Annotated in this window: 18 protein-coding genes; 10 read left to right on the top strand and 8 right to left on the bottom strand. The window is 45.7% G+C overall.

Annotated elements, in window-relative coordinates; genetic code table 11:
- The 3 genes from AB4Z08_RS24915 to AB4Z08_RS24925 are packed head-to-tail and all read left to right on the top strand — an operon-like array spanning position 1 to position 835.
- Positions 1-267 (top strand): hypothetical protein, encoded by a 267-nt coding sequence (locus AB4Z08_RS24915; protein WP_441576498.1) that lies wholly within the window; start codon positions 1-3, stop codon positions 265-267.
- A 9-nt stretch (positions 268-276) separates the two neighbouring features.
- On the top strand, positions 277-549 hold the full coding sequence (locus tag AB4Z08_RS24920) for a hypothetical protein (RefSeq protein ID WP_441576499.1): 273 nt from the start codon (positions 277-279) through the stop codon (positions 547-549).
- Positions 550-571: 22 nt separating this feature from the next.
- A complete protein-coding gene (locus AB4Z08_RS24925; protein ID WP_441576500.1) occupies positions 572-835 on the top strand; it encodes a hypothetical protein in 264 nt (87 codons plus the stop codon).
- Between the two features lie 97 nt (positions 836-932).
- Here AB4Z08_RS24925 and leuS read toward each other — a convergent pair whose 3' ends face one another.
- Entirely contained in the window at positions 933-3,698 is a 2,766-nt protein-coding gene (gene leuS / locus AB4Z08_RS24930; RefSeq protein ID WP_441576501.1) for a leucine--tRNA ligase, read from the bottom strand.
- 261 nt (positions 3,699-3,959) lie between these two features.
- Between leuS and AB4Z08_RS24935 the strand changes: the two genes are divergently transcribed.
- The 3 genes from AB4Z08_RS24935 to AB4Z08_RS24945 all read left to right on the top strand — a co-directional run bounded on the left by AB4Z08_RS24935 (position 3,960) and on the right by AB4Z08_RS24945 (position 6,042).
- Positions 3,960-4,832 carry a cell division protein FtsX gene (locus AB4Z08_RS24935; protein WP_441576502.1) on the top strand — a complete coding sequence of 291 codons (873 nt, stop codon included), beginning with the start codon at positions 3,960-3,962 and terminating at the stop codon, positions 4,830-4,832.
- Positions 4,833-4,871: 39 nt separating this feature from the next.
- Positions 4,872-5,165: a DUF3098 domain-containing protein gene (locus AB4Z08_RS24940; protein WP_441576503.1), complete on the top strand. Its 294-nt coding sequence runs from the start codon at positions 4,872-4,874 to the stop codon at positions 5,163-5,165.
- A gap of 76 nt (positions 5,166-5,241) precedes the next feature.
- Positions 5,242-6,042 carry an undecaprenyl-diphosphate phosphatase gene (locus AB4Z08_RS24945; RefSeq protein ID WP_441576504.1) on the top strand — a complete coding sequence of 267 codons (801 nt, stop codon included), beginning with the start codon at positions 5,242-5,244 and terminating at the stop codon, positions 6,040-6,042.
- A gap of 69 nt (positions 6,043-6,111) precedes the next feature.
- On the opposite strand, the gene AB4Z08_RS24950 is transcribed toward AB4Z08_RS24945, so the two are convergent.
- Together AB4Z08_RS24950 and tsaE are read right to left on the bottom strand one after the other, a co-directional pair.
- On the bottom strand, positions 6,112-7,329 hold the full coding sequence (locus AB4Z08_RS24950) for an alanine dehydrogenase (RefSeq protein WP_441576505.1): 1,218 nt from the start codon (positions 7,327-7,329) through the stop codon (positions 6,112-6,114).
- 42 nt (positions 7,330-7,371) lie between these two features.
- The gene (tsaE, locus tag AB4Z08_RS24955) at positions 7,372-7,809 is read right to left on the bottom strand and encodes a tRNA (adenosine(37)-N6)-threonylcarbamoyltransferase complex ATPase subunit type 1 TsaE (RefSeq protein WP_441576506.1); all 438 of its coding nucleotides are present in this window, start codon (positions 7,807-7,809) and stop codon (positions 7,372-7,374) included.
- 187 nt (positions 7,810-7,996) lie between these two features.
- On the opposite strand from tsaE, the gene AB4Z08_RS24960 reads away from it, so the two are divergent.
- Positions 7,997-10,108, top strand: coding sequence for a heavy metal translocating P-type ATPase (locus tag AB4Z08_RS24960; protein ID WP_441576507.1), 2,112 nt, complete (start codon positions 7,997-7,999; stop codon positions 10,106-10,108).
- A gap of 136 nt (positions 10,109-10,244) precedes the next feature.
- Complete coding sequence (locus tag AB4Z08_RS24965; protein WP_441576508.1) at positions 10,245-12,152, top strand: RecQ family ATP-dependent DNA helicase; 1,908 nt, start codon at positions 10,245-10,247, stop codon at positions 12,150-12,152.
- 58 nt (positions 12,153-12,210) lie between these two features.
- Here the strand turns inward: AB4Z08_RS24965 and AB4Z08_RS24970 are convergent, their stop codons facing one another.
- Both AB4Z08_RS24970 and AB4Z08_RS24975 read right to left on the bottom strand, forming a co-directional pair.
- On the bottom strand, positions 12,211-13,257 hold the full coding sequence (locus AB4Z08_RS24970) for a Gfo/Idh/MocA family oxidoreductase (RefSeq protein WP_441576509.1): 1,047 nt from the start codon (positions 13,255-13,257) through the stop codon (positions 12,211-12,213).
- A gap of 51 nt (positions 13,258-13,308) precedes the next feature.
- A complete protein-coding gene (locus tag AB4Z08_RS24975; RefSeq protein ID WP_441576510.1) occupies positions 13,309-14,859 on the bottom strand; it encodes a helicase HerA-like domain-containing protein in 1,551 nt (516 codons plus the stop codon).
- Between the two features lie 165 nt (positions 14,860-15,024).
- On the opposite strand from AB4Z08_RS24975, the gene AB4Z08_RS24980 reads away from it, so the two are divergent.
- Together AB4Z08_RS24980 and AB4Z08_RS24985 are read left to right on the top strand one after the other, a co-directional pair.
- Positions 15,025-15,522, top strand: coding sequence for a hypothetical protein (locus tag AB4Z08_RS24980; RefSeq protein ID WP_441576511.1), 498 nt, complete (start codon positions 15,025-15,027; stop codon positions 15,520-15,522).
- 8 nt (positions 15,523-15,530) lie between these two features.
- The gene (locus AB4Z08_RS24985) at positions 15,531-15,737 is read left to right on the top strand and encodes a helix-turn-helix domain-containing protein (protein ID WP_441576512.1); all 207 of its coding nucleotides are present in this window, start codon (positions 15,531-15,533) and stop codon (positions 15,735-15,737) included.
- A 76-nt stretch (positions 15,738-15,813) separates the two neighbouring features.
- Here the strand turns inward: AB4Z08_RS24985 and AB4Z08_RS24990 are convergent, their stop codons facing one another.
- From AB4Z08_RS24990 to AB4Z08_RS25000, 3 genes are all read right to left on the bottom strand, one after another.
- The gene (locus AB4Z08_RS24990) at positions 15,814-16,194 is read right to left on the bottom strand and encodes a co-chaperone GroES (RefSeq protein ID WP_441576513.1); all 381 of its coding nucleotides are present in this window, start codon (positions 16,192-16,194) and stop codon (positions 15,814-15,816) included.
- Positions 16,195-16,250: 56 nt separating this feature from the next.
- Positions 16,251-17,090, bottom strand: coding sequence for an MBL fold metallo-hydrolase (locus AB4Z08_RS24995; protein WP_441576514.1), 840 nt, complete (start codon positions 17,088-17,090; stop codon positions 16,251-16,253).
- 83 nt (positions 17,091-17,173) lie between these two features.
- The gene (locus AB4Z08_RS25000; RefSeq protein ID WP_441576515.1) at positions 17,174-18,448 is read right to left on the bottom strand and encodes an MFS transporter; all 1,275 of its coding nucleotides are present in this window, start codon (positions 18,446-18,448) and stop codon (positions 17,174-17,176) included.
- Positions 18,449-18,460: the final 12 nt, after the last annotated feature.

The raw sequence follows: 18,460 nt of genomic DNA on the forward strand, positions 1-18,460 counted from the left end.
ATGACTAAAACTTTCAAAGAAGTATTGCTATTTACCGGCATACCACTATTGCTGTTTTTAATTCTTTGCTTTAATGGTGAGGATGGTATGCTTGCTGCTGGGGTGCTGATGCTGATAGTATCGGGAGCCTATGTTCTTATTGGCCTGATACTGTTGTTGACAGAGAGTAAACATATCGGGAAAGTGATGTTATTATCGGCTGGTATCATTTTACTGGTAGGGTTTTCTACCTGTGGGCTGTTACTGAGTGGAATGAATTTTCATTAACAAATAGTAATGAATAAAGCTGTTATTTGGGTATTGGTGATTACATTAATACCCCTGATCTTCCTGCTGTTTTTATGTATGTTGGATGGTTACGGCATGAAAGCCGCAGGTGTTTGTGCATTGCTGCTGGTAGTTGTCTACGCAGTGGCTGGTATGGTGCTGTCCCATTTTAAGTATGCGTTATGGAGTAATGTTTTCTTTATAGCTGCCGGTGTTATTTTAGGGATAGTAGTATGTATTTATCTTTTTCTGAAAATTGTCCGTATTCCATATGGGGGCTGATTTTATATATAAAATACAACCTATGAATAAGTATTTAAAGCAGGTATTGCTGTTTACATTGATACCCATAGTTAGCCTGGGGATATTAATATTCGGCGATTTTGGGGCACCGGAGGTGCTGCCTGCATTACTTAAACTTATACTTGCCGGCTACTTCATTGGTGGTTTGGCATTGTTGTTTACGGAGTACCGGCAAACAGGTAAAGCATTGCTTATTTCCGGAGGAATTTTTACCTGTGTGGCAATCACTTTTTTTATTGTGATGATGACCCTTTATAAGGGCTAGTTATAAGCATCTCTGAACGCTTTATTTAATAAGATGAAGTAGTATATAAAGGCTGTCCTGCAGGACAGCCTTTATATTTTAAAGATTCGCGCAGTGATTAAATTACTACGTTAATCATTTTACCTTTTACAATAATTACTTTCTTTGGCGCTTTTCCTTCCAGCCATTTCTGTACTACCTCGTTGGCCAGTACTTCCTTCTCCATATCAGGAATAGCAGCGTCCAGCGAAAAGCCTATTTCAGAGCGGGTTTTACCGTTAATGGCGATCGGATAATTGAACGCACTTTCTTTGGTGTACTGTTCATCAAATACCGGGTAAGGTGCATTCAGGATGCTTTCATTGTTGCCTACATACTGCCACAGTTCTTCGCATAAGTGTGGTGCATATGGTGTCAGCAATATCAGCAATGGTTCCAGTATGCTGCGTTTGTGACAGCGCATGGTAGCGAGTTCATTTACACAGATCATAAACTGGCTTACAGCAGTGTTATAGGAGAAGCTGGAAGTATCGTGATCTATTTTCTGGATAGATTTATGCAATATTTTCAGTTCTTCCGGAGTAGGAGCCTGCTCATTTACCAGGATACCTTTTTGCTCGTCTGCAAACAGGCGCCACAGTTTTTTGAGGAAGCGGTGTACACCTTCAATGCCTTTGGTATCCCATGGTTTGGACTGTTCTACCGGGCCCAGGAACATTTCGTACATGCGGAAAGTATCAGCACCGTATTTCTCTACCAGGTCATTTGGATTAACGGTATTGAATAAACGCTTACTCATTTTTTCCAGCTGTACGCCACAGAGGTATTTGCCGTCTTCGAGAATGAAGGTAGCATCTGCAAAGTCAGGTTTCCACTTTTTAAATGCTTCGGTATCCAGTTCTACGCCATCTACAATATTCACGTCCACATGCAGCTCATCTGTTTCGTACTGATCTTTTAATCCAACAGAAACATACTGGTGGGTGCCACGAACGCGGTACACCAATCTTGAGCTACCACCAATCATACCCTGGTTGATCAGCGACTTAAACGGTTCCTGGAAACCAATATGTCCCAGATCGTACAGTACTTTGGTCCACATGCGGGAGTACAACAGGTGACCTACGGCGTGTTCGGTACCGCCTACATATACATCTACCTGGTTCCAGTAGTCGGTGGCTTTACGGTCAGCGAAGGTGTGTGTATTATGCGGATCCATGTAGCGGAGGAAATACCAGCTGCTACCTGCATATCCGGGCATGGTGTTGGTTTCGCGTTTTACGCCGGGGGCTACATTCACCCAGTCGGTGATGTTGGCCAGCGGGCCTTCCCCTTCAGCGCCGGGTTTATAGTTTTCCACATGTGGCAATTCCAGCGGCAGGTCTTTTTCGTCCATGGCGTAAGGAATACCATCCTTGTACAGGATAGGGAACGGCTCGCCCCAGTAACGTTGACGGCTAAAGCCGGCATCGCGCATTTTATAGTTGATTTTGCGTTTGCCGATACCCATTTCTTCCAGCTTGTTGATCACGATGTCGGTGGCTGGCTTCATGTCCATACCATTGAGGAAACCGCTGTTTTGCAGTTTGGCGTCTTTGGTGGGATTGGCTTCCTGTCCGTTAAACGCATCGCCGATGATGTTGGTGATGGGGATATTGAAATGTTTGGCAAAGCCAAAGTCGCGCTGGTCGCCACATGGCACTGCCATGATAGCGCCGGTACCGTAGCCGGCCAGCACATATTCCGCAATCCATACCGGAATTTCGCGGCCATCAAATGGATTGATGGCATAGGCGCCGGTAAAGCAGCCGGTGATTTGTTTTACATCGGCCATACGTTCGCGCTCAGAGCGGCTTTGAACGTAGTCGAGGTATTTATCTATTTCGCCTTGTTGTTCCGGGGTGGTAATTAATTTTACGAGATCATGCTCCGGTGCCACTACCATGAAGTCCACACCGAAGATGGTATCGGGGCGGGTGGTATATACTTCCACGTGTTCGGTGGAGTTTTTTACAGCAAATTTTATTTCTGCTCCCTGGCTTTTGCCAATCCAGTTACGCTGCATTTCTTTCATGGCATCGCTGAAGGATACTGTTTCGAGTCCTTCCAGCAGGCGGTTGGCGTAATCGGTGATACGGAGGAACCATTGGCTCATTTTCTTTTTCACCACCGGGAAGCCACCACGTTCACTCACGCCGTTTACTACTTCGTCATTGGCGAGTACGGTACCCAGTGCGGCACACCAGTTTACTTCGGCGTGTGCCAGGTAAGCCAGGCGATACTGCATTAGGATGTCCCGCTGTTCTTTTTCAGCATAGCTTTTCCATTGGGTAGCGGTGAACTGTATGGTCCGGTCACCGGGGCAGCTATGGCCGGCATTGCCATCTTGCTCAAAAATATTCACCAGGGTGCTGATAGGTTCTGCTTTCTGGCTGGTACGGTTATACCAGCTTTCGAAGATCTGCAGGAATATCCACTGTGTCCATTTATAATACGAAGGGTCGCTGGTGGTTACCTGCCGGTCCCAATCGTAGCAGAATCCGATATTATCCAGTTGTTCCCGGAAAGCTTTGATATTTTGTTCAGTAGTTACTGCAGGGTGCTGACCTGTTTCGAGGGCATATTGTTCCGTAGGTAAGCCAAAGGCGTCATACCCCATGGTATGTAGTACATTAAAGCCTTTTAGCCTTTTATAGCGTGCATAAATGTCTGTTGCAATGTATCCCAGAGGGTGTCCTACGTGAAGACCCGCCCCGGAAGGGTAAGGGAACATGTCCAGTACGTAACATTTGGGCTTTGGACTGTCATTGCTAACGCGGTAAGCATGCGATTGCTCCCACTGTTCCTGCCATTTTTTTTCGATTGCCCTGAAATTGTATTCCATATCGGTTGTAGATGGACCTTAATTAGGCCGGATATAACAATACATCCGGTCATTAAGGCGTTATCAGTTATAATTTATAAAATTGTAATAATGCCTGTTCAGCAAAATAATGTTAAATTCATTAATACACCAATGTCATTCCCCAACATCTCTATATATTGCCATTCTATTGCCCGGATTGGGGGTATTACCTGATCGGGTTGGCAAAATTAAACACATAACTACTAATTTTTATTATTTTCGCCGATAAACTGCAGATTAATGGCGCAATCCGGGAAATCATCAGCAAAGAAGTCGAAACCATCCTACCTGTACTCCATCATTGGTGTAGCACTGGTATTGTTTTTACTGGGCACACTGGGTCTGGTGGTAATACATGCAAATAAGTTAAGCGTGTATTTTAAGGAAAGCATTGAGGTACAGGTCATTCTGAGAGATAATGTTAAAGAAAGCCAGGCACTGGCACTACGCGATTCCATGGCCCACAAACCGTACATCAAGTCCATTGAGTATGTGTCCAAGGACATGGCCGCCCAACGTTTTAAAAAGGATTTCGGGGAGGATTTTATCACCCTTTTGCAATACAATCCGCTCTACAGCAGCATTAACATAAAGGCCAACGCCAATTATGTTAACAACGACAGCTTGAAGATTATTGAAAATAACCTGTCGCAGCAAAGCATTGTAAGGGAAATTTCCTACCAGCGTATGCTGGTGAGCAAACTGAATGAAAACGTTAACAGGATAGGCCTGATCATATTGATCATAAGCGGCCTGTTATGTCTGGTGGTAATTTTCCTGATAGATAATACCATCCGTTTGGCTATGTTCAGCAACAGGTTCCTCATTAAAACCATGCAAATGGTGGGAGCTACCCGCTGGTTTATTGCCAAACCATTCGATCTGCGCAGCATTGCCAATGGGGCTATTGCAGCACTGATTGCCATAGCAGGACTGATCGGCATTATGTCGCTGGCAGATAAGTTGCTGCCTGAACTGGCCGGTTTACGTGATAATCTGATGATTGCATTTATGTTTATAGGCATGATCCTGATCGGGATCTGTATTTCCCTGGTGAGCACACATCGCTCCGTGATGAAGTACCTGCGCCTGAAACTGGACGATCTTTATTAATTTAACATCTTTAACTGAAGATATATAATACCAAACACTATGGCTAAAACAAGCGCAAACCCGGCTTCGAAACATGCACCTGTTACAGAAGAAGTACTGGCCAACAGCCGCCCTATTTTCCCAAAAGAGAATTACAAATTTATGCTGGCCGGTATTGTGGTGATTATACTGGGTTTTTTCCTGATGATGGGAGGCGACTCTAATGATCCCAACAGCTTTAAACCAGAGCAGGTATATAGTTTCCGCAGAATTACCCTGGCCCCAATCGTAATTGTGCTGGGTCTGCTGGTGGAAGTATATGCTATTATGCGCCGTCCAAAAACGAATGCATAATTTGTTCCTATAAAAGTATTCTTACAGCGATGAGCAATCATCGCTTTTTTTTTCACTTTTAACCATATTAAATTCGATGAACGTTTTTCAAGCTATTATCATTGCCATTGTGGAGGGGCTAACAGAATTTTTGCCTATTTCTTCCACCGGTCATATGATTATTGTAAGCGCACTGCTGGGCATTGGTAAAGATGAATTTACCAAGCTATTTGAAGTGGTGATTCAGCTGGGCGCTATCCTGGCAGTAGTGGTATTCTATTGGAAAAAATTCCTGGTATTCGATAAAAACCGTTTAAGCTTTTACTTCAAACTGGCGGTAGCAGTTGTCCCCGCGCTGATTTTGGGTTTCCTTTTGAGCAAAAAGATAGATGCCCTGCTGGAAAGTCCGCTTACCGTAGGTGTGATGCTGCTCTTAGGCGGTATTGTGCTGCTGTTTGTAGATAACTGGTTTAAAGAACCTACTATTCTGACAGAAGAAAAAATAGACATCTTTACCGCTTTGCGTATTGGCTTCTATCAGTGTCTGGCCCTGATTCCGGGTACCAGCCGCAGTGCGGCCTCTATTATTGGCGGTATGCAGCAAAAGCTTTCCCGCAGCGTGGCGGCAGAATTCTCCTTTTTCCTGGCAGTACCTACCATGGCAGCTGCTACCGGCTATAAACTGCTGAAAGGAAAAGAGTTGCTGATGGCCCATCCTGATAACCTGAAACTCCTGTTGATTGGTAACATCGTGGCTTTTGTGGTAGCACTGGGGGCTATTAAATTCTTTATCGGTGCCGTGAAAAAGTACGGATTTAAAATGTGGGGTTACTACAGAATTGTAGTAGGTATTATTATTATCGCAGCTATCCTGATGGGGTATACCCTGGAAGTATAGGTGTTGGGTTATACATAAAAATGCCGTGGAGAATCTATCCCCACGGCATTTTTATGTATAGTAATATCGTTATCCTTTCACTGCCAGCAGCAGTTCCAGGTCGGTATATTTCAATTTAAATTTCTCGCTCAGGTGGTAGTTGGTCAGTGCGCCTTTATACAGGTAAATACCATTACGTACACCTCGCTTAATCCATACCAGGTTTTCAAATCCGCCATCGTCAGCAGCTTCCACGAGTAAAGGCATCAGCACATTGCTGATAGCTTCGGAAGCGGTACGGGCAAATCCGGAGGGAATATTGGGTACGCAGTAATGTACTACATCGTACTTTTTAAAGACCGGGTTTTCGTGAGTCGTGATTTCAGAGGTCTCAAAACAACCGCCGCGATCAATACTCACATCTACAATCACGGAGCCGGCCTTCATATTGCTGACCATGGATTCGCTCACCACGATGGGGGTACGTCCACTCTGTGAAGATAAAGCACCTACAGCTACATCTGCATTACGCAGCTGCTCAGCCAATACCTTTGGCTGAATAACGGAGGTGAATACACGTACCCCGATATTGTTCTGCAGCCTTTTCAGTTTGTAGATGTTGTTATCAAATACTTTTACAGAAGATCCCAGTGCCAGCGCGGTGCGGGCAGCAAATTCGCCCACAATACCAGCGCCTATGATCACCACTTTGGTAGGTGGGATACCGGTAATACCTCCCAGCAGGATACCTTTTCCTTTGTTGTCATTGCTGAGATATTGTCCTGCAATAAGCATGGAAGCGCCTCCGGCTATTTCACTCATCGCCCTTACAATCGGATAAGTGCCGGCATCATCTTTCAGGTTTTCAAAAGATAACAGCGTAATGCGCTTTTCCATCATTTTCTCTACCTGTGGCGCTTTCAGCGCGGCGAGGTGAATAGGAGAGATGATGATCTGGTGGGGATGCAGTAATTCTATTTCTTCATCATTCAGGGGAGCGGATTTTACGATGATCTCCGCTTTGAAGACTTCCTTTTTATCATACACGATTTCTGCCCCGGCTTCTGAATAGTCGGTATCGTAATAGTGAGATCCGTCACCAGCCTTATGTTCTACTACTATGTGGTGTCCGTGTGCCGCTAAAATGCTGACTGCATCGGGCGTAAGGGCTATCCGGTTTTCCTGGAAAGATGTTTCCTTAGGAATACCTATAAACAAACGGGAATTTTTCTGGGGAATATCCAACGTTTCTTCCAGTGGTGAATAGGTAAAGCCAGCACTTACTACAGGTTTTTGCCTTTGCTCCATATGCGTGTTCAGTTTTTTTAAATCGAAGTATTCAAAGATACATCATTTGAGAGAGGAAGCGATTTCGCGCAGTACCCTTTTTTGATCCGGTTGTACTTCCAGTTGCAGATGTATGGTATCCGGGGGTAACATATGTGCCACCACTTCCGGCCATTCCACAAAACTGATGGCATCCTGGTAGAGGGTGTCCTCTACGCCGGCACTAATGGCATCGTCTTCATCTTTCAGCCGGTACAGGTCCAGGTGGAAAATGCGGCGTGGCTGCCCCTGCGCATCATGGTAAGCATATTCGTTGATGATGGAAAAAGTGGGACTGGCAGTAGCATCTTCCACTCCTTTAGCTGCACATAAAGCCTTTACCAGCGTGGTTTTTCCGGCTCCCATAGGGCCGTCCAGCGTAAATACCTGTTTGTCAGCAAAATATTCCCAGAATTGCCGGGCTGTTTCGGGTAATTGATCCAGCGTAAATGTCCATTGCATCCCCAAAAATAAGCAGAAAGCGGAAAGGAAAAAGCAAAAAGCTACCGTAGCGGATGATTTTCACGTAAATCTTCCAGGCAATAGCTTTTTGCTTTTTCCTTTCCGCTTTCTGCTTCTTTGTTGCATTAATATTTATCTTATCTAAGTCCGCAACTGATAACTTTGTAACCAGGAGGAAAGATGTCAGATGACACCAGTAAGTTGCAAGGTAGAAGGAATGCATTGCACCAGTTGTGCACTCGGCGTTTCCAAATACCTGGAAAAAAAAGGTATGCAGGACGTAAGCGTCAGCTTCGCCACAGAGGAGGTACATTTTACCGCGCCTGCGGGGGCGGATTCCCAGGAAGTGCTCAACGGCATTACCCAGATGGGATATCGGGTAATACTGCCGGAAGATAAACCCACAGAGCGGAAGATATATACCACCCTGACATTCAAATTTGTTTTTTGTCTCATATTTACATTGCCCCTGCTGTTGCATATGTGGGTAAGCTGGCCCTGGCTACATCAGCCCTGGGTACAATTTGGGCTTACATTGCCGGTGTACCTGACGGGGATGTGGCATTTTGGCCGTAGTGCTGTACGCTCCCTGATAAACCGCATGGCCAATATGGACGTGCTGGTAACCCTGGGTGCTACCGCCGCTTTTGGCTACAGCTTTGTAGGCACCGTGGTTTATGGCAACCCCGATTATATGTTTTACGAAACTACCGCTGCCATCATTACCCTGGTATTCCTGGGAAATATGCTGGAGGAGAAATCCGTAAAACAAACCACCAGCGCCATTTCGAACCTGGCCCGTATGCAGATTACCACCGCGAGGCTTATCAACACCGATCACGGTCATGAACATATTCATGAAGTAGATAACCGGACCCTCCGTACCGGCGACTGTGTGCTGGTAAATACCGGCGATAAAATCCCTATGGATGGTACCATCTACTGGGGAAGCGGTCATGCCAACGAATCCATGATCACGGGCGAAAGCACCCCTGTCAGCAAAAAAGAAAAGGATAAAGTCATAGGCGGTACACTGTTGGAAGATGGCAGTATCAAGGTATTTATCACCGCCACAGGTAAGGATACGGTGCTTTCCTATATTATAGAGCTGGTGAAACAGGCGCAGGCCGATAAGCCACCTATGCAGAAGCTGGCGGACCGTATTAGCGCCATATTCGTACCACTGGTGTTGGGTATTGCAGCAGTAACTTTCCTGGGCTGGTATTTTATCGGACATACTACCCTGGCTACCGCTATAATGCGGAGTGTAGCCGTGCTGGTAATTTCCTGTCCATGTGCTATGGGATTGGCTACACCAGCCGCCGTGATGGTAGGTCTGGGCCGTGCAGCCCGCAATGGTATCCTGATTAAAGGCGGCCATACACTGGAAATGTTTAAGGACATCCGCCAGATAGTATTTGATAAAACAGGGACCCTCACTACCGGGAAGCTACAACTGGGAGAATATCACTTTTTTGATATGCCGGAAGAAGCCTTTAAACAGGTGGTTTACAGTCTCGAAAAATATTCCTCTCACCCTATTGCCCGCTCCATCGCGGCTATCTGGAAATCAGCCGGGGAACTGCCTTTGCAGCAGGTGCGGGAGCATAAGGGATTGGGTATGCGCGCCAGCGATAAAGCCGGAAATGAATGGCAGCTAGGTTCCTTCCGCATGGCCGCTGGTTTAACAACTGATGATAGTCATAACCTGTACCTCATTAAAAACGGTCAGCTGGCCGGCTGGATCAATTTCACCGATGAGATAAGGCCCGAAGCCGCCACGGTAGTAGCACAGCTGCAGCAATCCGGCATCAAATCCATTCTGCTGAGTGGTGACACCACCCGCAAATGCCAGGAACTGGCGGAAAAGCTGGGCATCACAGAAGTATATGCGGAGCAGTCGCCGGAACAGAAACTACAGAAAATTGATGCACTCATGAAAACCGCACCTACCGCTATGGTAGGAGATGGTATCAATGATGCTCCTGCACTGGCCAAAGCCACTATCGGTATTTCGCTCAGCGATGCTACCCAGGTAGCTATGCAAAGCGCCAACGTAGTACTGCTGAATAATAACCTGGGCACTCTGCCGCTGGCATTGGGCCTGGGAAAACATACCTACCTGACTATTAAACAGAATCTTTTCTGGGCATTCATTTATAACGTAGTAGCGATCCCGGTAGCTGCCCTTGGATTCCTGAACCCCATTGTGGGCGCCGGTATCATGGGACTATCAGATGTCGTGCTTGCCGTGAATTCTATTCGCCTGCGGTATAAGAAAGTAGCGGTTAGTTATTAGCTTTTAGCTTTTAGCAAAATGCAGCGGAGAACATAGTATATATGTTTATCTCCGCTGCATTTTGCTAAAAGCTAAAGGCTAAAAGCTAATAGCTAACGGCTAATAGCTATCTTCGCAATAACCATTAAATTTTTATTTGAATACGCCCGTCGCCATATTACAGCAATACTGGGGATACGACCAGTTCCGACCACTACAGGAAGATATTGTAGACTCCATACTGGCAGGACAAGATACACTGGCACTGTTACCTACGGGTGGTGGAAAATCTATTTGCTTCCAGGTGCCGGCAATGATGAAACCAGGTTTGTGCCTGGTGATTACACCGCTTATTGCCCTCATGAAAGACCAGGTAGCCAACCTCAAAAAGAGAGGTATTACGGCTTACTCTATTTATTCAGGGATGCAGTACAAAGAGGTGGAAAGAGTCCTGGAAGCGGCCCGTCGCGGTGGATGCAAGTTTTTGTATGTGTCTCCTGAAAGACTCCTCAGCAAACTTTTTCAGACTTATTGTGATGGTTTACCGGTAAGCCTGATAGCAGTAGATGAAGCACATTGTATTTCTCAGTGGGGCTACGACTTCCGTCCGGCCTACCTGCAGATTGCGGATATACGCAGTTTTTTCCCGGAAGCCGCCGTGCTGGCACTGACCGCATCTGCTACCCCTAAGGTGCAAACGGATATCTGCGATAAGCTGCTGATGAAGGATGCCAAAGTGTTTACCAAAAGCTTTGCGCGTGCCAACCTCTCCTACAGCGTGCTGGAAGAAGCCACTAAAATTGACAAAGTAAAACATATCCTGGATCGGGTACCTGGCTGCGGTATCGTGTATTGCCGCAACCGTAAACGCACCAAAGAAATAGCCTCCCTGCTGGAATTACAAGGGATTCCGGCCAGCTTTTACCATGCAGGACTGCCACAGGCAGAACGCGCCGCAAGGCAGGAAGCGTGGATTAATAACGAAACGCGCATCATGGTATGTACCAATGCCTTTGGTATGGGTATAGATAAACCGGATGTGCGCATAGTGGTGCATTATGATATGCCTGATAGCCTGGAAGCCTACTACCAGGAGGCCGGCCGTGCAGGTCGTGATGAACAGAAAGCATACGCTGTGCTGCTGTATAATGAAGAAGAACTAGCGGACATGCAGGAACGAATTGCGTTGCAATTCCCTACACTGGAGCAGATCCGCGAAGTATACCAGGGTATCGTTAACTACCTGCAGGTACCTGTGGGTAGTGCAGAAGGTATGTATTTCGATTTTGATATCAATGATTTTGCCCGCACTTTTCAGCTGAACCTTACGATTACCTATAGCGCCGTGAAACTGCTGGAACAGGAAGGCGTGCTGCAGCTGAGCGAAAGCGTATTCCTGCCCTCCCGCGCGGAATTTGTTACCAACAAGGAATCCCTGTATGAATTTGAAAGTGCATATCCGGCATTGGAAGAAATTATCAAAACCCTGCTACGTACCTATGAAGGTATTTTTGATAACGCGGTACCTATATACGAAAGACAGATAGGCCGCATTATGCTGATGGAGGATGATGATATTGCGGCACAGCTGCAACAATTGCATCAGTATGGGATCCTGAAATATCAACCACGTCGGGATGAGCCACAGTTGTGCTTTTTACAGGAGCGTGTATCATCACAACAATTACGTATTAATATGGCCAGGGTGGAGGTAAGGAAAAAAGTATATGCAGACAGGCTGGAAGCAATGTTTGCGTATGCCCGTAACCGTAGTACCTGCCGCACACAACAAATAGTGGCCTATTTCGGAGAGAAGGAAATTGCCAATTGTGGTGTTTGTGATATTTGTTTAAAGAAGAAAGCCCAGCCCATGGATGCTGCTACCTTTAAGCGTATATCCGATACCGTTATTAGCTTCCTGCAGGAACAGCCGTTGCTGTTTAGCCTGTTGCAAAGTAAAATGCCGGAAGTAAAGCGCAGTGACCTGATGGAAGTATTGCAATTCCTCAATGAAGAAGGCCTCGTTATAAGGGATGACGCGGGCAGGTTATCTACCGTCAGTTAAAAAAAAGCGCGTGTATCAATGGTTGATACACGCGCGGGCAGCTTATGAAAAGGCTTTATTATAAAGCAACAACTTTCCCTTCTTTACTGCTTTCAAAGGCAGCTTCAATCACCCTGATTACTTTAATAGCATCCTGCGGTGGCACCGGGTTTGCGGCTTTATTTACCAATGCTTCGTAGATACCCTGGTAATAATCCATGTAATTACCACTACCGCCTGGAATAAACTGTTTCACTACTTTACCATCTATTTCAGTATGTAACAGTCCCCACTCATGCGGCGCTTCTGCACCCCAGTCAGGGCTGTTCGGGAACAGACCTCTCTGCAGCTGGGCTTCCTGGATATCTGATTTTGTTTTGATAAAGGAGCCGATGCGGCCATGCAGCTGATAAGCGGGCAGGGCTTCACGTACAAGGTAGTTGCATTTAACACGTGCACGCAGGTGCTCATAGTAAAGTACCAGTTCAAAGTAATCGTCTACTACAGAGTCTTTGCGGATGACGCGGATATCAGCGAACACGGATTTCGGCATACCAAAGAGGGTAATGGCCTGATCGATCAGGTGAGAGCCGAGATCATACAGGGCGCCGGTACCAGGACCACCTAATTCTTTATGTTTCTTATAGCTCAGTTCTTCCTTGAAGCGGTCATAATGTATTTCAGCTTCCAGTACGTCGCCCAGCTGGCCGGATTGAAGTACCTGTTTCACTACTTTGTAGTCGCTGTCGTAGCGGCGGTTGTGGTATACGCTCAGCAATAAACCTTTTTCCGCTGCTAATGCCGCGAGGGTTTCTCCGTCTTTGGCGTGTACGGTAAAAGGCTTTTCCACAATTACGTTCTTCCCTGCTTCCAGTGCTGCTTTCACGTAATCGAAGTGGGTATAATTGGGTGTGTTTACCACAATCAGTTCCAGGTCTTTGTCGGCCAGCATATCCTCAACGCTCGTATATACTTTAACGTTAGGATAGCGTTGTTGCGCCAGGTTTTTACTTCTTTCTACTACCGCTGTAAATTCAAATCCCGGGTTCACATGCAGGAACGGGGCATGAAAGATTTGCCCGGACATGCCGTACGAGCATACGCCCGTTTTAATAATTCTACTCATACTCTTTATATATTGATGTAAGCTGGCAGCGTATGGCTGCCTGTTGCATAATTAAAACCAGCTTTTGCTTTTACTGCTGCGGCCACCCAGTCCGAGGGCGCCGAGTAAACTGCGGGTGATAACGTTGGCGGCTGTACGACCTACCTGTCGTGCTGCTGAGCTGTCCATTACCTGTTCCAGGAAACCTTTTTCTTCTTTTTGTTTCCCGGCAGCTTTGGGGGCTTCCTGCGCTGCTGTTTTATCTGCCGCCTCCTGCAGCTTGGCCGTCAATATTTCGTAGGCGCTTTCGCTGTCAATTTCCTGGCTGTATTTTTTCACCAGTTTGGAATTGGTAACGAGGCCGTCAATTTCTGCGGTCGTTAATACATCCATGCGCGATCTCGGAGATACCAACATGGTGGCGGCGAGGGGAGTAGGTACCCCTTTTTCATTCAGGCAGGTAATAAGCGCTTCGCCTATACCTATCTGTGTAATCAGTTCATCCGTTTTATAGAAATCTGATAGCGGATAGTTTTCAGCTGTTTGTTTGATTGTTTTGCGGTCGTTGGCAGTAAAGGCACGCAGTGCGTGCTGTACTTTAAGCCCCAGCTGTCCTAATACAGATGCAGGAACATCCATTGGATTTTGGGTACAGAAGAAAATGCCAACACCTTTGGAACGAATCAGTTTTATGATCGTATCTATTTGTTTGAGCAGGGCATCACTGGCTTCATTGAAGATCAGGTGTGCTTCGTCAATAAACATCACCAGCTTGGGTTTGTCCAGGTCACCTTCTTCCGGCAGGGTGGCATATAATTCTGCCAGCAGGCTGAGCATGAAGGTGGAGAAGAGTTTGGGACGGTCCTGTATATCATTTACGCGCAGGATAGAGATGATACCACGGCCATCATCACTGATGCGCATGAGGTCATCCACTTCAAATGACTTCTCTCCGAAAAACAAAGCAGCACCTTGTTGTTCCAGTTCTATTACCTTACGCAGCACGGTTCCCGTAGAGGTAGTAGATATTTTACCATAATCTTTTTCCAGGTCAGCCTTGCCCTCATCACTGGCATATTGTAATACCTTTTTGAAATCTTTCAGATCCAGTAAAGGCAGCTTGTTATCATCGCAGTATTTGAACAACATGGCTACCAGTCCGGCTTGTGTGTCATTCAGTTCCAGGATCTTGGATAGGAGAATAGGGCCAAATTCGCTGACGGTTGCACGCAAACGCACGCCTTTTTCCTGGCTGAGCGATAGCAGTTCGGAAGGATAGGCTGCCGGGCTCCAGGTACCACCAATTTTCTGGTAACGCTCTGTTATCTTAGGGTTAGCAGTGCCTGCTGCTGCAATGCCACTCAGGTCCCCTTTAATATCCATCAGCAATACCGGTACGCTGGCATCGCTGAGCCCTTCTGCAATTACCTGTAAGGTTTTGGTTTTACCTGTACCGGTAGCACCTGCAATCAGTCCGTGACGATTGAGGGTTTTAAGAGGAAGGAATACATCTGCACCGGTTACTACTTCTCCGTTCAACATGGCACAGCCGAGTTTGAAATGCTCGCCTTGAAATGTATAGCCGCTTTTGATATAATCCAGAAATGCATCCTGATTGGCCATGACGTATTTTTTTTATGAAGATAATAAAAAGCGGCTAGCGGTTGAGCCTCAAATTATTATCCTTGCTTCCGTTCCTGTTTATCGTTTAGTTTTTATCAATAAACGATATATTTATTTTGATTTTCGATAAATTAAATGTAGGTTTGAATTATAAATTTAATCGCAATGAAAATCAAATCTTCGCCGCTGCCTTTAAAAATAGCAATACTTATCTCCACTTTGATTGGTGTGCTTGCTGTGATAATGACGTTCATTCAGATCTCTAAGTTGGGAATCACTTTCAGCGGGGATAATTCGCCAATGGTCGGGGCCATGTTGGTGCAATATATCATCCTGGGTATACTATACCTGGTAATGGCTTTTTTTCTTTATAAACTGGTGGGAGGAACTTCGAACAGGGAAATTATTTGTCGAAAAAACTTAGTAAGCTTAAAACGGATTCTATCTGTTTTAGTGGCACTCATACTAACTAAAATTATTTTTTCATTGATTATTACAAGTGATGTGCTAGGGGTAAATCTGCGCCTTACTATTTTCAATAAGCTAATGACCATCGTGTGTTCCTCCTGGGAATTGTTGATGTCCAGCCTCGTTATTTATGTATTGGCCGCGGTATTCGAAAGAGCCGTAATTTTGAAAGAGGAAGAAGCATTGACTATTTAAAACATATCATGGCAATAATCGTAAATCTGGATGTGATGCTGGCGAAAAGGAAAATGTCGCTCACGGAGTTGAGTGCACGGGTAGGCATTACGATGGCCAATCTTAGTATACTGAAAAGTGGTAAAGCAAAAGCAGTGCGCTTTTCAACGTTGGAAGAAATCTGCCGGGTACTGGAATGTCAGCCGGCAGATATCCTGGAATATAAATCTTCGTAGATACGCCCTCTTCATAAAATAAAAAATCTGCTATGTTGGTAGCAGATTTTTTATTTTATGAAGAGGTAAGATTGTTTTACAGATCTTCTTCCCGTTCCAGCATTAAAATAGCCCCCTGCGGCACTATATAATAGCTTTCTTCTCCGTATACTACCTCTGTAGAACCACTGAGCAGGAAAATGGCTAAATCGCCTTCTTTTACCTGTAGCGGGATATATTTTACCTTCTCTTCTTCCGGTTTCCAGGCTTCATCGGTATCTGCCGGTACTGGAATAGCATAGCCCGGACCTGTTTTAATAACATAGCCACGCTGTACTTTCTCTCTTTCCTGCACGCCGGGTGGCAGATATAATCCGCTGCTGGTGCGATCGTGGGGAGTAGTAGGCTTAATGAGCACGCGGTCGCCCACAACGATCAGTTTTTTCAATTTATTATCTGTTGTTATGTGTATAGCCATACCCTCTTCTATCAAATATAATGCAGCAGCATAAATTGTGACAGACTGACAGGGGCCTACAGGTCACGTAATGCAAAAGTTTCACCTGCCCGGATGCCCTTATCGGTTTGTTGCAACACACAGCATTCATTTACAGGGTCATGTTCAAAATACAATACGTATTGTTTATCAGTGGCCTCCTGTAAAAAGCTTTTCTTTTCCTGCAGCGTTTTTAGCGGAAACATGTCATATGCCATCACGTAGGGAAGTGGGATGTGCCCGATGGAAGGCAGCAGGTCTGCCATGTATATAATGGTTTTTCCTTTGTAGTTGATTTGTGGCAGCATCATGGCATCGGTATGACCATTGGCAAACCGGATAGAAATGTTATCTGCAAAGGAAACACCTTCCAGGTGATCCACAAATTTCAGCTGACCACTTTCCTGTATCGGCAGAATATTTTCTTTGAGGAAAGATGCTTTTTCCCGGTCGTTAGGCTGAGTCGCCCACTTCCAGTGATCTTCATTACTCCAGTATATGGCATTTTTAAAAGCAGGCACCAGTTTATCGCCTTGTCTGATAATGCTGCCACCGCAATGATCGAAATGGAGATGTGTCAGGAATACATCGGTAATATCATCCCGGTGAAAGCCATGCGCCGCGAGGGATTTGTCCAGCGTGGCATCACCATGCAGGTAGTAGTGACTAAAGAATTTTGCATCCTGTTTATCGCCAATACCATTGTCTACCAATATGAGACGGTTGCCATCTTCAATGAGCAGGCAGCGCATGGCCCAGGAACACAGGTTGTTTTCATCTGCCGGGTTCAGTTTATTCCACATCGTTTTGGGAACTACGCCAAACATAGCGCCACCGTCCAGTTTGAAGAACCCTGTTTCAATGGTGTATAATTTCATAACACTCGTTATTTGGATATTTAGTAGCAGAAAGTTACCCAATTCTGCGCACCAAATATCCAAATAACCACATTATTTAATAACTAAACCGCTTGTCTCTGTTTGCGCAATGCAGAAATAATAAATACCAATCCAATCACGAAAAATACGACCAGTGCCAGTACTGAGTTCCGCATATCTTCAGTCAGGTCATCGATATAAGCAAAGGAAAACATACCGATAACGATGGATAGTTTTTCTGTTACATCATAATAACTGAAGAATGAGGTGGTATCCTGGGTCTCGGGCATCAGCTTGGCGTAAGTAGAACGGCTGAGGGATTGTATACCTCCCATCACCAGGCCAACCGCGGTGGCCAGTAAATAGAAGTGCATAGCGGTTTGCATTTTATAGCCAGCTACACAAATGCCTATCCAGAGTAATATAACGCCAATCAATACACGCAGATTCCCAAACCTGGTAGAAAGTCTGGCCATACTCCATGCACCGGCAATAGCCACTACCTGGATGATCACTACCGTAACGATCAGCATAGAGGCTTCCAGGTGCAATACTTTACTCCCGAATATAGTCGCCGCCATCATCACGGTTTGTACCCCCATGCTATAGAAGAAGAAGCCACGCAGGAATCTTTTTAACACCGGTAACTGTTTTACCTGTGCATAAACTTTGCGTAATTCCGTAAATCCTTCTGTCAATGCGCCACCGGTGTGTTTGGTCATGGTACCGATGCTATCCGGGAGGCGGGCAAAAGTAATCAGTGCAAAACCAAACCACCACACACCTACCAGTAAGAAGGTAATCCGTACCGGTAAGCTTTCATCCATACCCAGCTTAGGGCCCAGTACTACCAGGGCAAAGCCCAGCAATTGCAGCAGTACACTGCCAATGTATCCCATACTGAAGCCCCGGGCGCTGATCCGGTCTCTGTCTTCAGGTGCGGCAATTTCCGGGAGATAGGAATTATAAAATACCAATCCTCCGCAATAGCCTACGGTAGAAAGCATAAAACAAACGACTCCCAGCATGAGCCGGTCGCCATTGAATAAAAAAAGCGCACTGCAGGAGAGTGACCCCAGGATAGTAAAGAAGCGCAGGAAATTCTTTTTATTTCCCCTGGTATCCGCAATGGAGGAGAGGATAGGAGAGGCGACAGCTACCAGCAGGTAAGCCGCTGCCATGGTGTAATTGTATAACGCGGAGTTGACAAAATTCATTCCGAGGAAGGAAACATGTTCTTTGGTAACCGCTAAAAAATAGATAGGGAAAAAAGTAGTGGTGATAACGAGGTTGTACACCGAGTTAGCCCAATCGTACATTGCCCAGCCATTGATCACTTTCTTACTGGCAGTCTTCATATAGCATTTAGC

The sequence above is a fragment of the Chitinophaga sp. RAB17 genome (assembly GCF_052114225.1).
In the GTDB taxonomy this organism is placed as follows: domain Bacteria; phylum Bacteroidota; class Bacteroidia; order Chitinophagales; family Chitinophagaceae; genus Chitinophaga.

Coding starts and splice junctions, on each gene's coding strand:
- AB4Z08_RS24995 (WP_441576514.1), bottom strand. CDS start 17,090: ATGAAATTATACACCATTGAAACAGGGTTCTTCAAACTGGACGGTGGC.
- AB4Z08_RS24985 (WP_441576512.1), top strand. CDS start 15,531: ATGGCAATAATCGTAAATCTGGATGTGATGCTGGCGAAAAGGAAAATG.
- AB4Z08_RS24960 (WP_441576507.1), top strand. CDS start 7,997: ATGACACCAGTAAGTTGCAAGGTAGAAGGAATGCATTGCACCAGTTGT.
- AB4Z08_RS25000 (WP_441576515.1), bottom strand. CDS start 18,448: ATGAAGACTGCCAGTAAGAAAGTGATCAATGGCTGGGCAATGTACGAT.
- AB4Z08_RS24980 (WP_441576511.1), top strand. CDS start 15,025: ATGAAAATCAAATCTTCGCCGCTGCCTTTAAAAATAGCAATACTTATC.
- AB4Z08_RS24975 (WP_441576510.1), bottom strand. CDS start 14,859: ATGGCCAATCAGGATGCATTTCTGGATTATATCAAAAGCGGCTATACA.
- AB4Z08_RS24935 (WP_441576502.1), top strand. CDS start 3,960: ATGGCGCAATCCGGGAAATCATCAGCAAAGAAGTCGAAACCATCCTAC.
- AB4Z08_RS24950 (WP_441576505.1), bottom strand. CDS start 7,329: ATGGAGCAAAGGCAAAAACCTGTAGTAAGTGCTGGCTTTACCTATTCA.
- leuS (WP_441576501.1), bottom strand. CDS start 3,698: ATGGAATACAATTTCAGGGCAATCGAAAAAAAATGGCAGGAACAGTGG.
- AB4Z08_RS24915 (WP_441576498.1), top strand. CDS start 1: ATGACTAAAACTTTCAAAGAAGTATTGCTATTTACCGGCATACCACTA.
- AB4Z08_RS24940 (WP_441576503.1), top strand. CDS start 4,872: ATGGCTAAAACAAGCGCAAACCCGGCTTCGAAACATGCACCTGTTACA.
- AB4Z08_RS24920 (WP_441576499.1), top strand. CDS start 277: ATGAATAAAGCTGTTATTTGGGTATTGGTGATTACATTAATACCCCTG.
- AB4Z08_RS24925 (WP_441576500.1), top strand. CDS start 572: ATGAATAAGTATTTAAAGCAGGTATTGCTGTTTACATTGATACCCATA.
- AB4Z08_RS24990 (WP_441576513.1), bottom strand. CDS start 16,194: ATGGCTATACACATAACAACAGATAATAAATTGAAAAAACTGATCGTT.
- AB4Z08_RS24970 (WP_441576509.1), bottom strand. CDS start 13,257: ATGAGTAGAATTATTAAAACGGGCGTATGCTCGTACGGCATGTCCGGG.
- AB4Z08_RS24945 (WP_441576504.1), top strand. CDS start 5,242: ATGAACGTTTTTCAAGCTATTATCATTGCCATTGTGGAGGGGCTAACA.
- tsaE (WP_441576506.1), bottom strand. CDS start 7,809: ATGCAATGGACATTTACGCTGGATCAATTACCCGAAACAGCCCGGCAA.